16 protein-coding genes are annotated in these 20,978 nt (G+C 59.6%); 14 read left to right on the forward strand and 2 right to left on the reverse strand.

The window, feature by feature from the left end:
- The first annotated feature begins 898 nt into the window (after positions 1 to 898).
- The 6 genes from ACVMIH_RS39280 (at position 899) to ACVMIH_RS39305 (ending at position 7,678) form a co-directional block, all read left to right on the forward strand.
- The gene (locus tag ACVMIH_RS39280) at positions 899 to 2,488 is read left to right on the forward strand and encodes an FAD-dependent oxidoreductase (RefSeq protein WP_456865944.1); all 1,590 of its coding nucleotides are present in this window, start codon (positions 899 to 901) and stop codon (positions 2,486 to 2,488) included.
- On the forward strand, positions 2,488 to 2,811 hold the full coding sequence (locus ACVMIH_RS39285) for a hypothetical protein (protein WP_456827161.1): 324 nt from the start codon (positions 2,488 to 2,490) through the stop codon (positions 2,809 to 2,811). Before ACVMIH_RS39280 ends, ACVMIH_RS39285 begins: the two co-directional genes overlap by 1 nt.
- Before the next feature lie 63 nt (positions 2,812 to 2,874).
- Positions 2,875 to 4,146 carry an MFS transporter gene (locus ACVMIH_RS39290; protein ID WP_456865946.1) on the forward strand — a complete coding sequence of 424 codons (1,272 nt, stop codon included), beginning with the start codon at positions 2,875 to 2,877 and terminating at the stop codon, positions 4,144 to 4,146.
- On the forward strand, positions 4,133 to 4,525 hold the full coding sequence (gene queD / locus ACVMIH_RS39295; protein ID WP_456865949.1) for a 6-carboxytetrahydropterin synthase QueD: 393 nt from the start codon (positions 4,133 to 4,135) through the stop codon (positions 4,523 to 4,525). Before ACVMIH_RS39290 ends, queD begins: the two co-directional genes overlap by 14 nt.
- A 664-nt stretch (positions 4,526 to 5,189) precedes the next feature.
- Positions 5,190 to 6,719: a S10 family peptidase gene (locus tag ACVMIH_RS39300; protein WP_456865952.1), complete on the forward strand. Its 1,530-nt coding sequence runs from the start codon at positions 5,190 to 5,192 to the stop codon at positions 6,717 to 6,719.
- Between the two features lie 665 nt (positions 6,720 to 7,384).
- Positions 7,385 to 7,678 (forward strand): hypothetical protein, encoded by a 294-nt coding sequence (locus ACVMIH_RS39305; protein ID WP_456865955.1) that lies wholly within the window; start codon positions 7,385 to 7,387, stop codon positions 7,676 to 7,678.
- Positions 7,679 to 8,187: 509 nt separating this feature from the next.
- Here ACVMIH_RS39305 and ACVMIH_RS39310 read toward each other — a convergent pair.
- Positions 8,188 to 8,379, reverse strand: a complete 192-nt coding sequence (locus ACVMIH_RS39310) for a hypothetical protein (protein ID WP_456865957.1) — start codon at positions 8,377 to 8,379, stop codon at positions 8,188 to 8,190.
- 1,032 nt (positions 8,380 to 9,411) lie between these two features.
- Here ACVMIH_RS39310 and ACVMIH_RS39315 point away from each other — a divergent pair.
- The 7 genes from ACVMIH_RS39315 (at position 9,412) to ACVMIH_RS39345 (ending at position 17,377) form a co-directional block, all read left to right on the forward strand.
- Positions 9,412 to 11,823: a 2-aminoethylphosphonate--pyruvate transaminase gene (locus ACVMIH_RS39315; RefSeq protein ID WP_456865959.1), complete on the forward strand. Its 2,412-nt coding sequence runs from the start codon at positions 9,412 to 9,414 to the stop codon at positions 11,821 to 11,823.
- Between the two features lie 31 nt (positions 11,824 to 11,854).
- Positions 11,855 to 12,913 carry a dhydrorhizobitoxine desaturase gene (rtxC, locus tag ACVMIH_RS39320; RefSeq protein ID WP_456865962.1) on the forward strand — a complete coding sequence of 353 codons (1,059 nt, stop codon included), beginning with the start codon at positions 11,855 to 11,857 and terminating at the stop codon, positions 12,911 to 12,913.
- A gap of 68 nt (positions 12,914 to 12,981) precedes the next feature.
- Positions 12,982 to 13,359 carry a gamma-glutamyl-gamma-aminobutyrate hydrolase family protein gene (locus ACVMIH_RS39325; protein WP_456866680.1) on the forward strand — a complete coding sequence of 126 codons (378 nt, stop codon included), beginning with the start codon at positions 12,982 to 12,984 and terminating at the stop codon, positions 13,357 to 13,359.
- Positions 13,259 to 13,741: a gamma-glutamyl-gamma-aminobutyrate hydrolase family protein gene (locus ACVMIH_RS39330; protein ID WP_456866683.1), complete on the forward strand. Its 483-nt coding sequence runs from the start codon at positions 13,259 to 13,261 to the stop codon at positions 13,739 to 13,741. Before ACVMIH_RS39325 ends, ACVMIH_RS39330 begins: the two co-directional genes overlap by 101 nt.
- On the forward strand, positions 13,738 to 14,760 hold the full coding sequence (locus ACVMIH_RS39335) for an EamA family transporter (RefSeq protein WP_456865965.1): 1,023 nt from the start codon (positions 13,738 to 13,740) through the stop codon (positions 14,758 to 14,760). Before ACVMIH_RS39330 ends, ACVMIH_RS39335 begins: the two co-directional genes overlap by 4 nt.
- The gene (locus ACVMIH_RS39340; protein ID WP_456865967.1) at positions 14,757 to 16,046 is read left to right on the forward strand and encodes an ATP-grasp domain-containing protein; all 1,290 of its coding nucleotides are present in this window, start codon (positions 14,757 to 14,759) and stop codon (positions 16,044 to 16,046) included. Before ACVMIH_RS39335 ends, ACVMIH_RS39340 begins: the two co-directional genes overlap by 4 nt.
- On the forward strand, positions 16,043 to 17,377 hold the full coding sequence (locus ACVMIH_RS39345; protein ID WP_456865970.1) for a glutamine synthetase family protein: 1,335 nt from the start codon (positions 16,043 to 16,045) through the stop codon (positions 17,375 to 17,377). Before ACVMIH_RS39340 ends, ACVMIH_RS39345 begins: the two co-directional genes overlap by 4 nt.
- Before the next feature lie 182 nt (positions 17,378 to 17,559).
- On the opposite strand, the gene ACVMIH_RS39350 is transcribed toward ACVMIH_RS39345, so the two are convergent.
- Positions 17,560 to 17,859 carry a hypothetical protein gene (locus tag ACVMIH_RS39350; protein WP_456865973.1) on the reverse strand — a complete coding sequence of 100 codons (300 nt, stop codon included), beginning with the start codon at positions 17,857 to 17,859 and terminating at the stop codon, positions 17,560 to 17,562.
- 1,705 nt (positions 17,860 to 19,564) lie between these two features.
- Between ACVMIH_RS39350 and ACVMIH_RS39355 the strand changes: the two genes are divergently transcribed.
- Positions 19,565 to 20,758, forward strand: a complete 1,194-nt coding sequence (locus ACVMIH_RS39355; RefSeq protein WP_456865975.1) for a DUF932 domain-containing protein — start codon at positions 19,565 to 19,567, stop codon at positions 20,756 to 20,758.
- The last annotated feature ends 220 nt before the right edge of the window (positions 20,759 to 20,978 follow it).

Here is a 20,978-nt window from a genome sequence, read left to right on the forward strand (position 1 = left end):
CAATCTTCAGCTGTCCGATGCAAGAGGGGCAACTGCGACGGTCCGCGTTCGGCCGACGCGACTATCGTTGCACATGATGGACAAGATCGAGCTAATTATCGCGCGTCTTCGGCGTCATTAACTCCATGCGTCAGACATCGAACAATGTCGGGTTCAATACCACCGGCCCGAAAGCGACGTCGAAATGGCCGATTGCAGGCGTTCAAAACTGCATTTGCGCTCCATGGCCGAGCGCGGTTAGTCCCGACGCTCCACTGGTCGCTGTGTCCGCAATCGCCGGCGGAGTGGCTTGGTCGTGGGACTAGAACCAGAAACTTTCGATATTGCGCTCGAGGGTCGGCAATGAAAGAGCGCCAACACCTCTGAGGACATCAGTCATCGTCTGCCCTACCGCACATCTGGGCTCGTCTGCTTCTCCGCCTCTCGATGTCGTGAAATGTTGGCATCGCTCTTGCTGGTGCACAACAGACTCAGTCGAATGCTTAAGAAGTCGCTCAAGGGGCTCGTGCCGCGTGATCAACTGCTTCGTTTTCCGTCGAACGGCTATACATGTCCGGCAAGCGCCTCGGGGAACGAAACGTCCGCGGCTTCGACGCGTCGAGCTCTGATCGACGGCTCGCTAGTCGTCGCCAGAGGTGACCGGACGTTGGTTCATCAACTCAGGTGTACTGACCAGCTCCTGCATTTGAAGCGACCGCGGATCGGCCTGCCTACCTCAGGACTGCGGATAGATAGCTATGATTGTTTTATCGACGACGATCGACGCGGTACACGACCAATGTGGGAATGCGACAATCGAAAGCGATCTCGGAGGCGCATCGCGGCAGCGCCACCAGTCTGTACTGCAGCGTGCGCACTTTCTCGAAACTGATCGCACGAGCCGGAGGGGTGAACGCCGGTGCAGAATGAATCTGTGATCAGGCGGCGGGATCTGCTGGCGCTGATCGGCACCATCGCCGGCAGTTCGGCGATGTATCACGCGATGACGAGCCTCGGCTTCGCATCCGAGTCCGCCTACAAGGGGCCGCTCAAGCTCGCGGGCGATGTTAAGGGCGCTTCCGTGCTGATTCTTGGCGCTGGTCTTGCCGGGATGACGGCGGCGCTGGAACTGCGCAAGGCCGGCTACAAGGTCCAGATCCTCGAATTCAACAGCCGCGCCGGCGGCCGCAACTGGTCGATCCGTGGCGGGGACAGCTTTACCGAGCTCGGCGGCTTCAAGCAGACCTGCCAGTTCGAGCAGGGGCTCTATCTCAATCCCGGTCCGTGGCGGATTCCTGGTCACCACCGGGCGCTGCTCGATTATTGCTGCCGGCTCAATGTGACGCTGGAACCCTTCATCCAGCTCAACCATAATGCCTATCTGCACGCGACACGCGCCTTCGACGGCAAGCCGCAGCGCTGTCGCAGCATCAAAGCGGATTTCCAGGGGCAAGTGTCGGAACTGCTCGCAAAGGTCACGCAGCAGAGCAGGCTCGACGATTTCGTCACCAAGGAAGATCAAGAGATTCTGCTGCAGGCGCTGCGCGACTGGGGCGCGCTGGATCGCGACTACAAGTACAATGCCAACCTCGTCGCCGCCGAATTCCGCGGTTATGCCCGCGATCCCGGCGGCGGCTTGATGCCCGATCCGCTGCCCAGCGACCCGATCTCCCTGCAGGAGCTGTTGCGGTCGCGGATGTGGCGCTATTTGCAGACCTTTGCGCGCTACGAGTTTCAGACCACCATGTTCCAGCCGGTCGGCGGCATGGACATGATCGGCAAGGCGTTCGCGCGCGAGGTCGGCGATCTCATCCGCTATAATGCCAAGGTGACGCAGATCCAGCAGAGCAGCTCCCGCGTCACTGTGAGCTATCTCGACACGACCAGTCCATCCGTCGTGCAGCAGGCGACTGCCGATTGGTGCATCTGCACCATTCCGCTGTCGATCCTGAGCCAGCTGCCCGTCGACGTCAGTGGGCCGATGAAAAATGCGATCGATTCCGTGCCCTATGCCGCCTCGGTGAAGATCGGGCTGCAGTTCAAGCGCCGGTTCTGGGAAGAGGACGAGGCGATCTATGGCGGCATCAGCTACACCGACCTGCCGATCCGACAGATCGCCTATCCGAACACTGGCTTCAACCGCGGCGGCCGCGGCGTCCTGCTCGGCGCTTACATGCATGGGGGCGCCAATTCGTTCGAGTTCACCGCCATGACACCGGCCGAGCGGGTCGCCAGCGCGGTCGAGTTCGGTGCCGCAATCCATCCGCAATACAGAACGGAATTCGAGCACGGCGTCGCGGTGGCCTGGCATCGCGTGCCGTTCACACTCGGCTGCGCCGGCCAGTGGACCGAGGCCGCCCGCGCGCAGCACTACCGCAATCTGTGCCAGATCGACGGCCGCATCGCGCTGGCAGGCGAGCACGCCTCGCAGCTGCCATGGCAGGAGGGAGCGATCCTGTCGGCGCTCGACGCCATTACCCGATTGCACGAGCGCGTGGTGAAGACGTGATGATGCGGGCAGGCACAGCTGTCGCCGCTGCGCTGGCGTTGCTGCCGGCAAGCGCGACCCTTGGAGAGGACAACGCCACGGGCAAGTGCACCTTCTCCTCGGACCGTGGATTTCTAACCAGCGATGACGCTGTCGACCTGCCTGCGGACCTGGAGACGCGCTGGGTCGGCGATGGCTACGACCGGCGTCCGTCAGGGAGCCTTGCTTGCCAATGTGACGTCGACAGCGCCGTCTATTGGGAAGGCAACTGGGCTCAACAAGATGAAGGGCAGGCGCGGGGTGCATTCATCGAGTGTGGCCTGATCCGAACTGATAACGGCTAGCCGCTGTCTTATCAAACCGTTCTCTTAAGGCACGTGCGAAATCGATTTCGGGAGGAATTGGACATGGGAAATCGTTACGTGCCACACATTGGGATGGTCGCGTTGGCTAGTCAGCAGTATCTGGCGATCGCGTTTATCTATTCGGCCATTCCCGTGATCCTTCGGGGCAACGGTGCCAGCCTGGAACTGGTCGGCCTGTATGGCACCGCTTTCTTTGCATTCACCGTTAACTTCCTTTGGGCCCCGGTGGTGGATCGATGGAGCCTCAATCGTCTCGGGCTGAGACGTTCGTGGATCCTGTTGACCCAAGTCGCCAGTACCATTGTGCTGGCAGCAATGGCATTCTTGAACCCGAAGACCGATTTTGTGTCGCTTTTTCTTGTCTCCCTGGTACTTGCGACCATTGCCGCCACGCAGCGGATCGCAACTTTGGGCTATATAGCCGAAGCTCTCGATTCCAGCGATCGGCCGCTCGGCGCAGCGCTGCTGGGTTGGGGCCGGGCCATCGGCCATGTAATCGGCGGCGCCGTCTGCCTCCAATTGATCGAGATGGTCGGTTGGCGTCCAGCTTTGTTGGGTTTGGCGATGCTGCTAGCCGTTTTCGCTGGTTGGGTATTCGCTATTTCTGAACCGCTGCAACGCGGCGACCGATGGAGCTCGACGCAGCGCCCCTCGATCTCCGCGATCTTTCGCTACCCTGGCCTGTGGACGACGGCCGCATTGATCGCGCCGGCGGTTATCGGGATCGCTGTGGCGTTCGCGACGGTTCAGTTACGGCTTGTTGACCTCGGCTTCGCCGCGGCAGACATTGGATGGATCGGGGCGCTTTCGAACGTATTGACGTATACGCTGGTAGCGCCGCTGACCAGCGCCATCATCGGTCGAATGGCACCGCAGCGAGGCTTGATCTGGGGCTGCGCAGTCATGGCGATAAGTTTCGGTGCGCTTGCGATGGTTGATCGCTACATCAGCGTTCGCGTGAGCGCCGTTGTGAGCGTCGGCATCGTGTTCGCGGCACTCGCTGTTCAGCATGTTACATTCACGAACTGGTTTCTCGGGCTCGCCCGACCAGGCAAGGCGGGCACAGATGTCACGTTTCTGACTTCGGTAATGTCGGCGTCAGCGTTGGTGGGCTTCGCGGCGAGTGGGTTTGCCGTGGCAAGATTAGGTTACGCGGTCACGCTGATACTGCCGGGCCTCGGCTCTGCTCTCTCGGCCTTGCTCGGCCTGGCATTGCTCCGTCAATCTGATAAGGAAGGGCCGGCGAGAGTTAGCAGGCCCTTTTCTGCGGAGCAAGTTGTTGGCGCGAGGGACTTACGGAATGAACGGCGATGATGGAGTGGTCACGCTGATTGGTCGCACCTATAGTTTTGAATCAGCTCATCGCCTTCCCAATCTCCCCGATGGCCACAAATGTAAGAACCTACACGGCCACAACTACCGTATGGAAGTGGTGATGCGCGGAGGGGTGGACGCGAGGGGCTTCGTGAGGGACTTCGCTGAAATGGATGCCGAGCTGGAGCCGCTGCTGAAGCTCGTCGATCACCGACTGCTCAACGATGTCGACGGACTGGAGAACCCAACCGCCGAGATCATCGCCCGTTGGTTCTTTGATCGCATTCCCAATTGCGCGAGTGTGCGGATTTATGAGACCGCCGACTGTTGGGCGGAGGTGGCGGCTTATGGCGGCAGTCAAAAATGCACGCCGAGTTAGTCGAGGGCGGTGAAACGCCAATGCGACTGCTATGGATGCCGGGCAATGTGGCCGGTGCTCGGCGGCGTCCGGTATAGAACTCGACCGATATTCATCAGCCGTGCTGCTGATCCCTATTGGCCTGCCACGGTGGAAGAGTTCCCGCGCCCAGTCATCGGGCCGCTCATCCGGTCGAGATGCAGGTAGTCCAGGTCGCTGCAGACTTGTCTGGCATCGTCGCCGGCCGTGCCACATTGCCCCGGTGGCGTAACGCGGCGCCGACATTCTACTCGTAAATCAGCGAGCTGATTGGCATCCAAGGGCCGAATACCGCGATTGCTCTTGAGCACACAGATCGATAATGCGCTTCACTGATGTGGCCTGGCTCTCGAACTACTCTCGAAGCAGTTGCTCCGCCTGTCGTCGATCACGACTTGCCTGACAGCCACAGCCTCGCTTTGTGCGTAAAGTCCACACGCACGACCATGCGCCCCCTTGGGGGCGCTTTGCTGAAACCGTGACGGGCACGTCTTGGAAGTGTGTGGAATGACGGTTTTGCGTCTCAGGCGACGGTGACGACTACTCGATCCGGTAGCTTTGTTGTTCGGCAGCATGAGCTACTCGTTAGGGCCGTTTGACAGACACGCCTCGCGCACCAAGGGCCGCGCCGGGCAGGGGAAACGCGATGAAATTGACCGCTCCGGGTCTCACCTCTCTTGCGCTGATCCTGTTCGCCTGCGGGGCAACGGAGAGCGCTCGGGCCAACAATCCGGCCCCCGCCCAGGTCACAATACCGGCCGGCCAGAAGGGTGGTGGCGGTCAAACCCCGAGTATGTCGTCGCTGACCGAGCAGCATCGCCTGCCGCCGGACTCCAGCACCAGGCACACGCTTGAGCTGCCTGGGCGGACGCTTTCTTTCGTCGCGACCGTCGGTTCCATCCGCCTGTTCGACGATAAGGGTGAGCCGCAGGCCGATATCGTCTATACCTCCTATCAGCTTGAAGGCGCTGATCTCGGCACGCGCCCGGTGACATTCTTCTTCAACGGCGGACCAGGCTCATCATCGGCTTGGCTGCAGCTTGGCAATGCCGGACCGTGGCGGCTGCCGATCAATGCTGACGAGGTCACGCCATCGACATTTCCGCAGGTGAGGCCAAACGCGGAAACGTGGCTCGATTTCACTGATCTGGTGTTTCTCGATCCTGTAGGCACCGGCTATAGCCGTTTCGTGGCGACCGGCGATGACGCGCGCAAGTGGCTCTATTCCGTTGAGGGCGACGTCACCGCGCTCGCGCTGGTGATCCGTCGCTGGCTCGAAAAGCATGACCGGCTGTTGTCGCCGAAGTACATCGCGGGTGAAAGTTATGGCGGCATTCGTGGACCAAAGGTCGTCGACCAGTTGCAGATGCGGCAGGGCATAGGCGTCAGGGGCCTGATCATGGTCTCGCCAGTGTTCGACTACAGCGCCGGCAGGAGCGTGCTGCAGTACGTCGCCACGCTGCCCAGCTATGTCGCGACCCTGCGTGAAGCCGAAGGTTCGGTAAACCGAGCCGATCTCGCCGACGTGGAAGCTTATGCGCGCGGCGAGTTTCTGGTCGATCTCATCAAAGGCCAGGCCGACAAGGAAGCAACTACGCGTCTGGCCGACAAGGTCGCAGTGCTGATCGGCATCGAGCAAGCGGTCAGCCGTCGGCTCGCCGGCCGTTTCGAAGTCGCCGAGTTCCGCCGTGAGTTCGACCGCAAGAATGGCAAGTTAATCGGCAGGTATGATGCCTCTGTGCGTGGCCTCGATCCATATCCGGAGTCCGATTTCCAGCTTTCAGGCGATCCCTCTAGCGATACGCTGGTGGCGCCTCTGACCAGCGCCACTGTCGATCTCCTTACGCGCAAGCTTGGCTGGCGGCCGGAGGGATCCTATGAACTGGCCAATCGCAAGGTCAGGGAGGCCTGGGATTTCGGCCGCAGCCCTCCGGAGTCAGTTTCGGAGCTGCGCAAGATCTTGGCGACGGACCGGAACATGAAATTGCTGGTCGCGCACGGGCTGTTCGATCTCGCCACGCCATATTTCGGATCACAGATCGTGCTCGATCAACTGCCGCCATTTGCCTCCGCACCGCGCGTCAAACTTGTTGTGTTTCCGGGCGGCCACATGTTTTATTCACGAGATGCCTCCCGCCACGCTTTTCGAGCAGAGGTCGAAGTGCTGATGAAATAAGGCCGACACCAGGCCTGGTCAGGAGCAAGACCGCCTTCGCACAAACACGATGTCGCTGATGCGACGGGACAGAGCACAAGGGCCTGTCTCTCGCCGATCAAGGCGTGGACTGGCCTCGTCCGGCCGCTAGACGACGCAGTCCAAAAATGGCTGCGAACAAAAACTCGGCTTGATCAGCCAAGGAACAAGCTTGCGGACGCCATCTGATGCGCGCTCTCACGCTGGGCAGGGGTGATGCGCTTCGTCGAAGATGGCCGAATCGAGCTCGACAATAACGCTGCCCGCGCGCGATCTGCCCGATCACGCTCACGGAGAACGCATCGTTCGCAGGTCCTGATGGCGATGCCCAACACTGCGCAGTCATCGCCTCCTTGGCCAAAACCTGTAAGTGCTGAATTATACCGACGGCGGACCTGCATCATCGATGTTATCACCAGGGTCGTCAACGATGATCCGAACCACTTGTCGACAGTTTCGTTGCCACAGGCCCAGGGAAACAGTTGGAAACCGGCTTAAGCGAACCAATCAATCTTCTTGAGGTGCGTTGGTGAGTAACAAGAACATATCATCGCGAATTTTGGTAGGCCTCAAGGCGCGCGAATCGCTTTCCCAGTGAGACGCGCTTCTCGGAATTGGTAGAGCGAAGCACTCCCTGGAGAGCCGAAATGAATTTGAGCCCGTGCCTTGCGGCACACTTCAGTGAAGTGATCGTGAGGGGCTGGCTCATGAAGCAAGCCTTTATTCGCCGCAACTACCAGGCGAGCTTCGATTTGTCCTTTCGACCACCCAAAACCGGCATGCATTCTTTAATGGCTCTTACGGGCCATGAGTCGATCTTCTCAGAGAATCTGGTGCCGAAATCCCCCGGTTTACGACGCTTCGGAAAGAAGGCGCGGGTGTTTGGAGGAGCCACCCGCGCCAAGTTTGCTTCGCCAGCTTGGCCGCCTTGGGGGGCGTGAAGATAAACAGCCAAGCCGATGAGGTTCTCAGCAATTCATGTGCCAAGCGGGTCACGATGCAAGCGTAGACACAAACAGGCGGTACTCGACAGAGCGCAGCGGCCAGGCAGACACGACAGAAAATCGTGCGGCCGGTTGCTGACAGACCGCGCACGACTTGCGATCCAAACGTGCGGCACTCAGGAGGTTTAATCAACAAGCGACGTCCTCAGCAACCCGCGTTCTGGACCATCATCGTTCTGTCAGAAAAGCCTGCCGTCGAACCCGAGCGAGCTGATTACTCTTTGTTGGACATGCGCTCATCGTTCCGTTCCAAAGTCTGGTTTCCGCACGCTCCTTCGAGAGTCCTGGAAACCCGATCCCAGCGGCAAGTGTCTCGACCGGAAAAAGGGCGAGCTTTCACCACGCGGGTGGCATAATCCGCGCAACATTGCACTAGATGACGGTACCGCAGCCGGAGTTTCGCGAAGACAATCCAATGGTCTCAGGAGCTCGCAAATACCGCGTCGTCAATGATAGGTCACCTGCGAGGGCCACCCCAAGCTGACGCAAAGAGCTGCAAGTTGCTCGATAGAGTCACCCTGGCTTGCTGGCTGCCGGTTGCGCATGCCAACGAGCATCGGAGCATGAGCGATCATCTGATCGGGAGGAGCGACGCCAGAAAGCAGCAGTCGTCCTCCATTGTCTTCCAGCCGCTTCATTGTTTGTCCGCAGCCTGCAAAAGGACCGGCTGGACCGCCACAGCCCTGAGCGGAAGCTTCCCAGCGCGTCGGCCGGGCAGAGGTTGAATTATGTGATCGAGCTCAAGGTCAAAGAACTGCAGAAGTGGGCGCGACCTGTCTAACGGACACCCAGCGCAAACAGGCCCCGTGTATCTGTTTGCCGATGTGGCAAAGCGCCGCGCACGCAACGCGGGCGGAGCAGGTCAGCTGACCTGTCCGTGGCCATCGAGCTCAGGTGAATTCCGACAGCGTCATTGGACTCCAGGCGACTACGGAGCTCATCGGAGAATCTCCAGCACACGTCGTCTTGTCTCCCGAAGGTGGAGGCGCACGTCAGGAAAAATTCACACGAGAAAATTGCGGAGAGGGTTGAAACGCACCTAACGTCAAGTTGTACGATCTGAAAAATGGACGGCGAGGGTCGTCAGCGTACAAAAACCTTCAACGAGCGACAGTGTGCGAATGTCTCAAGTCTTAGGCTCACGCAGGAAGCGGCAAGCATCAAATGCGCCGTGCCGGGATCCGGGCCGGCCGCCACGGTCCGACGCGCACTGCTAATCCGATTTCAATATTGCCGGAGTGGCGGGCGTAAGCCGTCGGGTTGGACTGTCGATGCGCGGCGACAAGCCGACACTCGCGCTCAAATCTGCGGGATGCGTATGGCCGGATCAGAGTGGCGCGTCGCGCCAAGTGGGGTTCGAGGGGCGGTCATAATGCGAACTGTTGGGAGATCTGAATGACCTTGCTCAAGAGCCTTGCGAGACATCACTTCGCATCCGCGACTGGATGTGCAGGTTGTCCCTGGGCAGCTTCTTCGACTGCCGATCCGAAGCGCACCCGGGCTCTATCGCGCAGGGCTCAAAGCTCTTGAACGGCGCTCGCCGTCTCTTTGCTGGGGCGGTTTTGCTCCAGATGCATCGATGAATACAACTGAGGGGGAATAGTGTGACAAGACAGCGTTCTTTGCTGACGCCTGGTCCATTGTCGTTATCGCTGGATGTCAGGAGCCAAATGCAGCTTGACCTTGCATCGCGCGATTGCGAGTTCAAGGAAGTGACCGCCCGCATGCGGCGGCTGATCCTCAATTTGCTGGCAAATGCCGACGACTATTCGGCGGTCCCGATTCAGGGAGGCGGCTCTTTTGCGATGGAAGCCGCTCTGTCAACATTCGTGTCGTCAGCCCACAAACCACTCGTTTGCATAAACGGCATCTATGGCGAGCGCATATACAAGATGCTGCGGCTATGGGGTGTCGAAGCGCAGACGCTTGCCAAGCGGGCGACCGACCCTTTGGATCCTCAGGAGATCGGCGAGCATCTGAACCGAAATCCCGGCGTTACGCACCTGTGTTTCGTTCATTGCGAGACCACGACCGGCATCGTCAATCCGCTGGATGCAATCGTGGAGGAGGCGAGGCGGCGTGGCGTGAAGACGATCGTCGACGGGATGAGTTCTTTTGGCGGCATCGATATTGACCTGAGCAAGGGGGGGCCTGACGTGCTGGTCACGTCGAGCAACAAGTGCATAGAGGGGCCTCCGGGAGTAGCGTTTGTCATCGCCTCTCGCGAACTGTTGGAGAAAGCGGTTCAAGAGCCGAGGTCATTTGTGCTTGACGTGAGAGACCAATGGCTCTCGCTGGAGCGCACAGGTGAATGGCGCTCGACACCTCCCACCCATATCGTTCAGGCAACGACCAGGGCACTGGAGATCCTGGAGGAAGAGAGCATTCCTGTCCGTCGCCGCAGGTATGAGAAGGTCAGGGACGATCTCCTCAAGGAGCTCGAGGGAGTGGTCTCGCCGCTGCTAACCGCCAACGTGCAGTCGCCGGTCTGCGTTGCGTTCGTTGCGCCGTCGGGGATGGCGGATCAGGCAGCGTTTGACGGGCTGTATCGCCACCTGGCGAGCCACAACCTTTACATCTACGCCAAGCTGCACATTGCGACGCGGAGTTTCCGGATCGGCTGCATCGGGGAAATTCAACCCGGTTGGATTCAGCAGTTGGGTTGCGCCTTCCGGACATACTTCCGCCCTGGTCAGGGTGCGGCAGCGCGACCAATATCCGCCCAGGAGACATCCCAGGCCCTCGTCAAGGTGCCGCCTCGCGTGGCAGCGGGCGCGCAGGTGCCATGGTCCCCCGAGACTGCCGTTCTGCACGCGGGTTACCGTCGCGACCCGGTGACGAAAGCTGTAGCCGTGCCGATATATCAGAACACGGCTTATGAACTCGATGGCGATCTGAACCACATTGCCGATGTCTACAACGTAAAGGCTGATGGGTTCACCTATACAAGGATCATCAATCCGACGACGCGCGCGCTGGAAAGAAGGTATGCGGCGGTCGATACGGGAAGGGATTCGCTCGCCGTCGCATCAGGGCAAGCGGCAACCTTCCTTGCCATCGTCAACCTCGCAAGCGGGCAGGTCGGGGATAATGTCGTCGCCTCGCCATATCTGTATGGCAATACCTGGAACCTGCTCCATAACACGCTGAAGCGTCTTGGCATCAGCGTCAGGACGGCGGATCCTCGAAGGCCCGAGACGTTCGAACGTGCCATCGATGATCGCACGATATGCCTGTTCGGAGAGGTGATTTCGAACCCCTGTCTGATTCCGCTCCCGGTCAAGCAGCTGGCGGAGATAGGTCGGAAGTACGGCGTTCCCCTGGTGGTGGATAATACGACGACGCCACTGGTATGCCGGCCGTCAGATCTCGGTGCTGCGATCACGACGTACTCCGCGACAAAATACATATGCGGCCATGGCACCACACTGGGCGGACTGATTGTGGACAACGGCAAGTTCAGCTACCGCGGGGCCTCCCGCTTTCCGTTGTTCAACGGTCCTGACGAGGCGCATGGCGGGATTATCTGGCGCAGCGCGCTGCAAGATGTCGACGATCTTGGAAAAAGCGAGTTTCTGCTGAAGGCCCGCATGACTTGGTTGCGCGATACGGGGGCTGCGATCGCTCCGTTTGCGAGCTTCCAACTGATCCAGGGGCTTGAGACGCTGCCGCTTCGCATGAAGCAGCACTGCGCCAACGCCAGGGTCGTCGCAGACGCTCTCAAGGAGCATCCAAAGGTACGCCGTGTCTTCTATCCGGGGCTTTTCGAAGGAGCGGATCGGGAAACCGTCGACCAGACGCTCAACCCGGCATACGGGCACGGCGCAATGGTCATGTTCGAAGTGGAGGACGAGCTGGCCGGACGCAAGTTCATCCAGAACGTCGACTTAATGTATCACGTTTCGAATGTCGGAGATGCCCGCACACTGGTGACGCATCCTGTCTCCACGACACACACAACCGTTCCACGGGAAAAGCGCGAGGCCGCTGGCATATTTGGCGGTTCGATCCGGCTTTGCGTCGGCATCGAGGACGTCAACGACATTGTCCGCGACCTGCACAAGGCGCTCTCCGCAATCTGACAACCTGGAAGGTCATCAGGAAGGAATTCTCATGAATCAGCCAGAAGCCTGGAAACTGAAGTCGTCACGCTATGAGGCCGTTCCATTCAGCCGCGAGATCAATAAGCAGCTCTCCGAGCTGAGGCCCGATAACATAACGGGAGCGGCCTATATCGCGAAAGATTACGCCGTGATCGCAGCGTGCACGCTCGCGACCGTGTCGGTCTCATGGTGGTTGTATCCACTCGCAGTTCTTCTGATCGGCGCCTACCAGCGCGGATTGACGACTATCGCCCATGATGCGGCTCACCGCACGCTCGCGAAGAACACCACCTGGAACTACGTCCTCGGGATTCTATTCGCTGCCTATCCGCTGTTCCAGCGCCACTGGGCCTACCGGATCTCACACGTCTATTTGCATCATCCCTATCTCGGCGATCCTGACAAGGACCCCGATCTGAAGTTCTTCCTGGCCAACGGTGTTTACGACGTGCAGCCGCCTGAGCGGTACGCGTTCAACCTGATCTGGAAGCCGATATTTGGCGGTGCGACAGTGGCGTACCTGAAGTATCTCTGGACCAACCGTTTTTCGATCAGAGATGCCGAGGACGAGAGCCGCTCAGGCATACTTATCGACAAATATGGCTTCTATCTCTTCTGGATCTGCATCCTGGGCGTGTCATATGCCCTTGGGCTGCTCCACATCGTGATTCTGTTCTGGGTCGTGCCCTATCTCACCACGTTCCAGGTCCTTGGCTGGTTTGTCGAACTCGCCGAGCACTCGCCCATGTGCGAGACCGAGACGCAGAACGTCTATCTGACCAGAAATCGGAAAGGGAATTTCCTGGAGCGGGCCATCCTGGGGCAAAACCTGGATGAATATCACCTCGAGCACCACCTCTCGCCCGGCATCCCATTCTGGCTGCTGCACAAAGCCCAGAAAATCAGGATGCAGGATCCAGCTTACGCAAAGGTTGCCGCAAGCTGGGGAGGGCTCTTCGTCAAGGGGCCGCAAGGTCAGCCAAGCGTCATCACTCAGTTGAAGGAGCGAAACCGGCGTCTGTATGAGCAGTCTGTGCGCGGTACCAACCCGAGCGGACAACTCGCGTGACATTGCGACGGCCAGACAAAGCCCGTGCCGTGGTCGGCATCACCTCGAACCGTCTGTTGGTCGATGGCGTGCATCGCGATTGGTTGCGGCGCAAGTACGTCAAGGCCCTGCTTCATCAGGCGGGAGTGGCGTGCGTCATATTGCCGACGATCGACGCTGAAGATGCGTCGGTTGAAACCGCTCCGGCGATCATGCAGGCTCTCGACGGACTCGTGTTGACGGGAGACGAATCCAATATCGATCCTGCGGTTTTGACGGCGCCTGCGTCCTGTCCGGGAGCTGATCAGCAGGACATTGAGAATGGAATCCGTGATCGCCGCGCGGGACAGGCTATCCGCGGTAGCGATCAAGAACGCCATTGCGCAGGGAATGCCGATCCTGGGCATCTGCCGCGGGCTGCAGGAGCTCAACGTCTATTTCGGCGGCACGCTTCGCTCATCCCTTAGCGAGTGGAGTCTGGGGAGTGGCCAGATGCATGCCGAGAAGCCGGACCGCCCGAGAGATCGCCAGTACGATGTCGCGCATAGCATCAGGATATGTCCCGACGGTGCGCTCTTTCCGATCGCGCGCGCTGTCGAAGCACAGGTCAACTCCCTGCACAATCAAGGCATAGAGGTGCTGGCCACTGCGCTGAGACGGGAGGCGTGGGCGCCTGACGGTCTGGTCGAAGCGGTCTCGGTCGTGGGCGCGCCGACGCTGCAGATCGCTGTGCAATGGCACCCCGAATGGCACGCCTCAACCGATCTGCTGAGCAGGCGGCTATTCACGGCATTCGGAGAGGCGTGCCTTTCGTACGCCGAACAAAGAAGCACGAGAGGCGGACAGTGACATTTCAAACCAAACGCGGTCCGCCCAGATCAAAAGGGGAGCTCACCGGAACCGACGCGCCGGCATGGTTCGGGGGGCGCGCTGCGCCGCGACAGCCTCGAACGAACGGCGGACGATCGACAAGCCGCTTCGCTCTGGGTGTTCTCTTTGTGGCGCTTTACGTCGTCCTGAGCGCGGCAGGCGAGGTGTATGCGGCATCGTATTTTCAGCAGGCAGACCTGTTCGTCGCTCTGTTGGTGTCCTTTGCTGCGGTATGTCTGTCGTTCAATCTGCTGGCTGGTCACGGGACGGGCAAGGCACGAGCAACGAAGCCAGCGCTCGTGGCTTTTGTGTCGCTCAATCTCGTGACCGCGATCAGCTGGATCGGATTGTTTGTCGGCCTGAAATACGCCGAACCTGCGATCGTCGTCGCGTTCATGGTGGCGCTGGGACCCGCCGCAACAGTGTGGTTGAACGCGCTGATCAGGCGGAAGGGCATCCCTCCGGTAACCGACATCGTCGTGAGCGCCACGATTGCGATGATTGGCGGCTACATGATCTGGATTTCGGTCAGCGGCAATGCGGGCGTGCAGTGGGGGCCTCGATCGTCTTTGGGCATCGTCCTCGCAATCGTGGCCGGCCTATCGCTGGCGCTTACGAATATACTTGTCAAACTGCTATTCGAATACGGGTTTTCTGGTCGACAGGTATTGGCGCATCGGTTCTACGGAACGATTCTCCTGCTGCTGGGACTGGTCGACTATTCCTCCACGGTGCTTGAGGTCTCGCAGCATTGGCCAGCGATCGCAGCGATTGGGCTCTCCACGATCATTGTCCCGCTGCTCTTGATCCAGGAGGGTATCCGCCGCGTCGAGCCCTTCACCGTCAACATGGTGCTGTCCACCGCCCCTGTCATCACGTTCCTGTTCCAGTACTTCGATTCTCGTATCGTGCCTTCGCTGCATACGTTCGTTGGAAATGTTCTCATCACGATTGTCGCTGTCGGCAACGTCTACTCGCAGTATCGGAGGACCGCATGAACGAACGCAAATGTGTAATCGTCGACGCATATTCGACTGGCCGATTTCTACCTGAAGAGTTCAGGCGGTACGGAATTGGAACGGTGCACGTGATGTCGGCTGCACAGATTCCATCTATCTTCCAGTCGCATTTCAATGCGGACCTGTATGACGAAGTCATCCGTCCGCGCGAATGCATGACACACGACGAGCTCGTTGAATTTCATCTTCAGGCTCTCCGCGGCAGGGAGCTGGAGTTCGTTATAGCGGGGTCCGAGACCGGAGTTGAGCTCGCCGATTCCATCTCGGAGCGGCTGGGCTTGCCTTCGAATGGGACGGCTCTGTCAGCCGCCCGGCGTGACAAATCACGGATGTCCGAAGCGTTGGCCGCGGCAGGCGTGCGATCGATCAGGCAAGTCGTGTCCGACAATGCCGTTGAGATCGCAAGCTGGAAGCATCAAGAGAACTTCGATGAGATCGTGATCAAGCCGCTGAACAGCACAGGCACGGAGGACGTGTTCTTTTGCTCGACTGATGCAGATGTTGAGCGCGCTCTGGCTGCCATCGTCGGAAAGACGAACCGGGTCGGAGCGTTCAATGAACTGGCGCTCGCACAGGAGAAAATAAACGGTCAGCAGTATACCGTAAATGCCGTCTCGATCGATGGAGAAGCGTTCGTCACCGAGGCCTGGACCTATGAGACCGTTCCAGTCGAGGGCGCGTCATCGGTCTGCTCCCGCGAGTGGTTGCTGGGAGCCAAGGAGCCAATTGTTCTGGAGCTGTCCGATTATCTTGTGCGTGCGTTGCAGGCCCTTCAGATCGTCAACGGACCCGCGCATGCCGAGATCATCGTCGATGATCGCGGACCAGTTTTGGTCGACTTCGGAGCGAGACTGCAAGGAACCATGTCGGCAAAAGCCCGGACCATGGCATTGGGTGACAATCATATGTCGCTAACGGCCTGGCGGTACGCGGATCCCAAGGGCTTTGGTGAGTGTATGAGGTTGCGTGGAGCCTACAAGCGACAGGCTCATGCACTGTGCGTCTCGTTGATTTCCGATATGAGCGGCGTCGTTGCGGGTTACTCGGGATTAGATGCAATCCGCAACCTCTCGAGCTTCGCGGATGCCATTGCATTCGTTCCCATAGGCCAGAAGCTGGTCCCGACGATCGACCTGGCGTCGACACCAGGCATCGTGTATCTCGTCAACAACGACTTGGTCCAGCTTGAGGATGATTATCGCCAGTTGCGTGCGCTGCGGATGAACCAGGTGTTCGATCTCATGGCGCAGGAAGTCGGCCAATGACCGACATCCGTGTGGCTCGCACGAACTCAGCTCGTGCGGCGATGATTGGCGTAAGTGACTTTGACGGTATCCTTCGAGGTAAGCACGTCCTGGGTGAAGATCTCTCGGATGGAGATAAGGTCGTCAAGTTCTCTGAAGCGGTGCTGGCGTGGGATTGTGCGGACCGGGTCATTCCCGCAGGATTCACCCAAAAGCCACTCTCAGCATTCGGAGATGCCGATCTACGTGTTCTGTCTGGCACCGGCCGTTTGGTGTCTTATCTCGGCGATCAGGATCTCTACCTTGCCGAGTTTATCGGCGCACATGAGGACATCTGCCCGCGCGGTATCCTGCGTAAAGTCCTGAAAAGGGCAGCTGACCACGGATACGGCTGCACGGCCGGGTTTGAGTTCGAGTTCATGCTGTTCAACGAGAACGCCGACACAATTGAGGACAAGCCGTTCGGCCAATGGGCTCCGTTCACGCGAGGTCCCTTCGGTTACTCGATTGCCCGCTCTGTCGCGCACCAGGAACTGTTCGGCGAGATCCTGGCGCTTTGTGAGAAGGCCAGAATACCTCTCAGCGGCTTGCACTTCGAGACAGGGCCGGGCGTGATTGAAGCATCACTTCATCATTGTGATGCCCTGGAAGCTGCGGATCGCGCGATCATCTTCAAGGCAATGATAAAAGCCTGGGCGCAGACGAAAGGCATGATGGCAACATTCATGGCCAAAGTTTGTGAGGATTGGCCCGGCCAGTCGGGCCATATTCACATCTCGATGTCCTCGGACGGCCAGAATGCGTTTTACGACAGTAACGCGTTTCGCAATGTCTCAAAGATCATGAGGCAATTTATTGGCGGACAACTGAACTACATGAATGAGTTCTGTGTCCTCGCCGCGCCGAACTTCAATAGCTACAAGAGATTGGTCCCCGGCTACTGGGCGCCGGTCTGCCCAAGCTGGGGAATTGACAACCGCTCATGCGCGGTGCGGGCCATTCCGGGAGAGCCGTCTGCACATCGCCTTGAGTACAGACTGGCCGGCGCAGACATGAACCCGTATCTCGCTCTCTCATGTGCCGTCGGTTCGGGCATGCTGGGCGTCGAGACAGATGCGGTCTTGCCGGCTTCGATCGTCGGTGATGCAAGCATGGAGATGTGTTCTCGCTCCGGGAGGCTGCCTCAAAGCCTGTCAGAGGCAACATCTCGGTTTGCACAGTCCCCGGCGGCCAATGATGTGTTCGGAGAAAGGTTTGTTGAGGCCTTTTCCTGCTCCCGCCGCTGGGAGTGGGAGGCCGTTCAACATCGGGTCACTGACTTTGAACGCCGGCGGTACTTCGAGATCATCTAGCTGTTCGCCCTATTGAGCATTGCGGCCGTTGCGCCGCAGTTGATCAGGGCGAGGGCGTCCGTCCGGGACAGCCGCGCAAGTTCGCGCCCGACCATCACAATCTTGCTACCCATCTTGCTGCGCTTCAGCTGGACCTCCGGCCGCAGGGCGCGACCGGAGGTTTACCCCAACAGGGCTTCGCGTCAGTGCCGCTTGCCGCTTATCGGCGTGCTGTTGGTCGCAGGGTCGTCGACTGCCTCATTGTCGGATGCGTTGCCGTCGGCTGCATTCTTTGCGCCCCTGGTCGACTTCCTGCCCGCTTTTGCGCCCGCAGTCCTGAGCTTAGGCGAGGAGTCCTCATCATCGCTTATCCCGCTCTGTATGCTTGTTCCTTGTACGCCTTTGCGAGCCTTGGCGTCCGCGGCAAGGCTCTGCGCAATGACTGGGTACGCAAGGAAAGCTGCAAGGCCGCATGCGAGTACAGAGGTCTTCACCAATTTCATTCGTGTCTCCTGGATCGATTTGCTTGCAACGAACGATTCGGCTCAACGCCGCGCCGTCCGCCTGCACCGCGTGCATCGCGTCAAGCGCACGAGCAGCGTGGCTTCATCTAGTCTCTCTTGTGTGGTCATCGTTTAGGAGATTTGGGGTAAATTCGCGAAGTTGTTGTCTTACCTGTGGCGATACGACATCCGTATCGTCGGGAGGAGTCCAGGATCTGCGCTGCTGAAGTCGACGGAGTCCCCGGCGGGGGGAAGATGCGCGCGTCTGGCGGCTTTGAAGTTCTCACCTCTGCAGTCATCTCAAGGCAGGCACCGCTTTTGTCGTCGAGCTTGTCAGCATCCTGTAAGCTAAGCTCCGCAGTCTACCGCAATCCGAAAGCCGGCTTTGGCGGTTCTCAGCGGGAGACCAGGTATGGATTCTATCGAGCGAGCTTTGTCTGCGTGCGCTATGTCAACAATTATCGAAGATGAAGAAATCCAGCACCCGGGTATGGAAGCCTCTCCATCAGCCGATCCAACGGATTCTCGCCAGCAACCAGTCGCGCTGGGAAGCGTCGGATCATCCAACGCGGGCGACAATTCGCTGGGCAGTATGTCGCAGGAGTTTCGCGCGGTGTGGCAGGATGGTGCCCGTGAACCGACCACTCCGGGTCAGCAAGCCGCCTCGTCATTTCCCATCGAGCCTGTGCCTCATCAAGGGGCCCAGGCTCTGGGGCGTCGACACTTTCGATAACTTCATCGAAAGCCAAGACGATACCAGCGACAGCGCGGGTTTCACTGCTCAGAGGAGAACCTGCGTCGCCAGCGCGCCCTCCTTGAGTTGACTCGACCGGTCCCGCCCCGAGACAGAGTACGCAGCGACGACTCAACGGTACGCGAAGTCGCCTACGCATTCGCAATTCAGCGCGGCCAGCAAGCCGGGCCGTCTGTCGTGGGTCAGTTCCGCGAACTCGGCTTTCAGAATCAAGAAGCCGCCGGACCCTCGTCTTCCGCCGAGAGCGCAGCAACGGCGCCAATGAATGACGCCGGGCATCCGGACTTCGGGCCTGTTGTCGGCCGGAACTGGGTCCATCGCGATCAACCGGCGCCTGTTCCCCTGGTTCTTCAGTTACGTCAGCACGGCTTGCTGCCGGGTTCAAACCAGCGACAGACGACCATCGAGATCAATAGTGTGCCGTATACAGTCGTGCGGGGTCCGGGAGGACCATGGGACATTCGCCTCTTCCGTAACCGCTATGTTCCACCGCGGCAATCTGGCAGGGCCGCGCCGTGAGCAGCCCGTGCGGGCAACGCCTCGCACGCTAGCCCTAATCTGTCGCTGCTGACGGACATCGACCTGCGAGCCGCCATCGAAATAGAGTTTAGGGCGATTCAAATGTCTGGCTGCTGGATACATTGAGCCACGCGTCTTCACGGCCGCTGGTCCTTCGAACTTGATTGCATCCGGCGACGTCGATGCGTGCGGACCGGCTGTTGGGTTCATTGCCGTCTCCCTGCGGGAGCGGGCTGTCGGCTGCGCTGAAACCCCGGCTTGCGCCGGGTTTTCACCCTTCGGGCTTCCATCCCTGACGGTAGCTGTGGCGGCGCAGAATGTCATGGGCCTCGGCGGCCGATGAAAAGGGAGAGGCAGAGTGGAGTGGCCTTGGCCATGACGGGTTGAAGGTCGGAGGAGAGTCTTCCGGCGCCCGTCATGGAGGTTGCTGCCATGAATACGCAGAATGTTGATGCCGGCCGCATTGCGAGCGGCGGATACAGAGTGGATGTGAGTCGCGGCGAGCGCGTCGGTCGGGTGTCCTCGGAGTGGTTTTCCCGCCCGGCGGATGAGCGTTACCTGTCGCTCGACGCACTGGCGCGCACGGTGCACGATCGCGCGAACCGCAGCCGGACACGCGTGGTCGAAAGCGCGCTCATCCAGGTCAACGCAAGCCGTGCCGACCCTGAGCGGCTGGCCTTGATGTTGCCCGGCTCCGACACACCGGTTGCGCCTACGCATTGGAGCTTCGGTCAGCTTGCAAGCCAGGTCGGCGCTCCGGCCGCTTACCTGCGGCAGCTCCCTGCGTCACTCGCAGCCATCAACCTGCAATATGGCTTGAACGCCCATCGCCTCGAGCAGATCAAAACGCTCGAGACCGAGGATAGCCGTGTCGAGCTTCGCGCCGTCACCGGTCCCGACTATGGCCGGATCTACGACCACGAACTGGTCGAGGCCGTACAGCGCATAGCCGGCAACGGCACAGGCGATACACGGTGGAAGGTGCCCGGTGTGCTCGACTGGTCGAGCGGCATCTACAATCCCTGCGTCGACATTTCCAAGGCCACGACGACCCTGTATGCATCAGACAGGGACGTTTTCCTCTTTCTGGTCGATGACTTGAATCCGATCGAAGCTGGTCGTCTTCGCGACGGCTCGCCCGACCTCTATTTCCGGGGGTTCTACTGCTGGAACTCGGAAGTCGGTGCGAAGACGCTCGGCATGGCGAGCTTCTATCTTCGTGCGGTTTGCCAGAATCGCAATCTGTGGGGCGTGGAAGATTTCGAGGAGATCACCATCCGCCATTCCAAATACGCAGCCGCACGCTTTGCTCACGAGGCCGCCCCGGCGCTGTCGAACTTCGCCAACTCCTCACCTATGCCTTTCGTCAACGGCATCAAGGCCGCCCGCGAGCGGATCGTGGCACGCAGTGACGAGGATCGCACCGAGTTTTTGCGCCGCCGCGGCTTCTCCAAGGCCGAGACGGGCAAGGTGATAGACGCAGTGCTGGCGGAGGAGGGCCGCCCGCCTGAAAGCATCTTCGACTTCGTGCAGGGCATCACCGCCGTCGCGCGTGACAAGCCGCATCAAGATGTCCGCCTGGACATGGAGGCCAAGGCCAAGAAGTTGCTCGACCGGGCGGCGTAATGTCAGCCAGGCCGGAGATCCAGGTCTCCGGCCTGGTACGTCTACCCTTTCGACTCACAGGTGATGGGCGCAGCTTTCTCGCCGTCATGTCCATCGCGGGCCGACAGGTCCTGGCGGTTTCGGATTCTTCCGCGATTGAGACCTGCGAATGGGATTGCGACGACGACATCCGGAACATCTGGCTTCTCGCGTCAACACGATCGGCTGATTCATACAATCG

The organism is Bradyrhizobium sp. USDA 4503 (assembly GCF_054055815.1).

Coding starts and splice junctions, on each gene's coding strand:
- ACVMIH_RS39285 (WP_456827161.1), top strand. CDS start 2,488: ATGATGCGGGCAGGCACAGCTGTCGCCGCTGCGCTGGCGTTGCTGCCG.
- ACVMIH_RS39290 (WP_456865946.1), top strand. CDS start 2,875: ATGGGAAATCGTTACGTGCCACACATTGGGATGGTCGCGTTGGCTAGT.
- queD (WP_456865949.1), top strand. CDS start 4,133: ATGAACGGCGATGATGGAGTGGTCACGCTGATTGGTCGCACCTATAGT.
- ACVMIH_RS39300 (WP_456865952.1), top strand. CDS start 5,190: ATGAAATTGACCGCTCCGGGTCTCACCTCTCTTGCGCTGATCCTGTTC.
- ACVMIH_RS39305 (WP_456865955.1), top strand. CDS start 7,385: ATGAATTTGAGCCCGTGCCTTGCGGCACACTTCAGTGAAGTGATCGTG.
- ACVMIH_RS39310 (WP_456865957.1), bottom strand. CDS start 8,379: ATGAAGCGGCTGGAAGACAATGGAGGACGACTGCTGCTTTCTGGCGTC.
- ACVMIH_RS39315 (WP_456865959.1), top strand. CDS start 9,412: ATGCAGCTTGACCTTGCATCGCGCGATTGCGAGTTCAAGGAAGTGACC.
- rtxC (WP_456865962.1), top strand. CDS start 11,855: ATGAATCAGCCAGAAGCCTGGAAACTGAAGTCGTCACGCTATGAGGCC.
- ACVMIH_RS39340 (WP_456865967.1), top strand. CDS start 14,757: ATGAACGAACGCAAATGTGTAATCGTCGACGCATATTCGACTGGCCGA.
- ACVMIH_RS39345 (WP_456865970.1), top strand. CDS start 16,043: ATGACCGACATCCGTGTGGCTCGCACGAACTCAGCTCGTGCGGCGATG.
- ACVMIH_RS39350 (WP_456865973.1), bottom strand. CDS start 17,859: ATGAAATTGGTGAAGACCTCTGTACTCGCATGCGGCCTTGCAGCTTTC.
- ACVMIH_RS39355 (WP_456865975.1), top strand. CDS start 19,565: ATGAATACGCAGAATGTTGATGCCGGCCGCATTGCGAGCGGCGGATAC.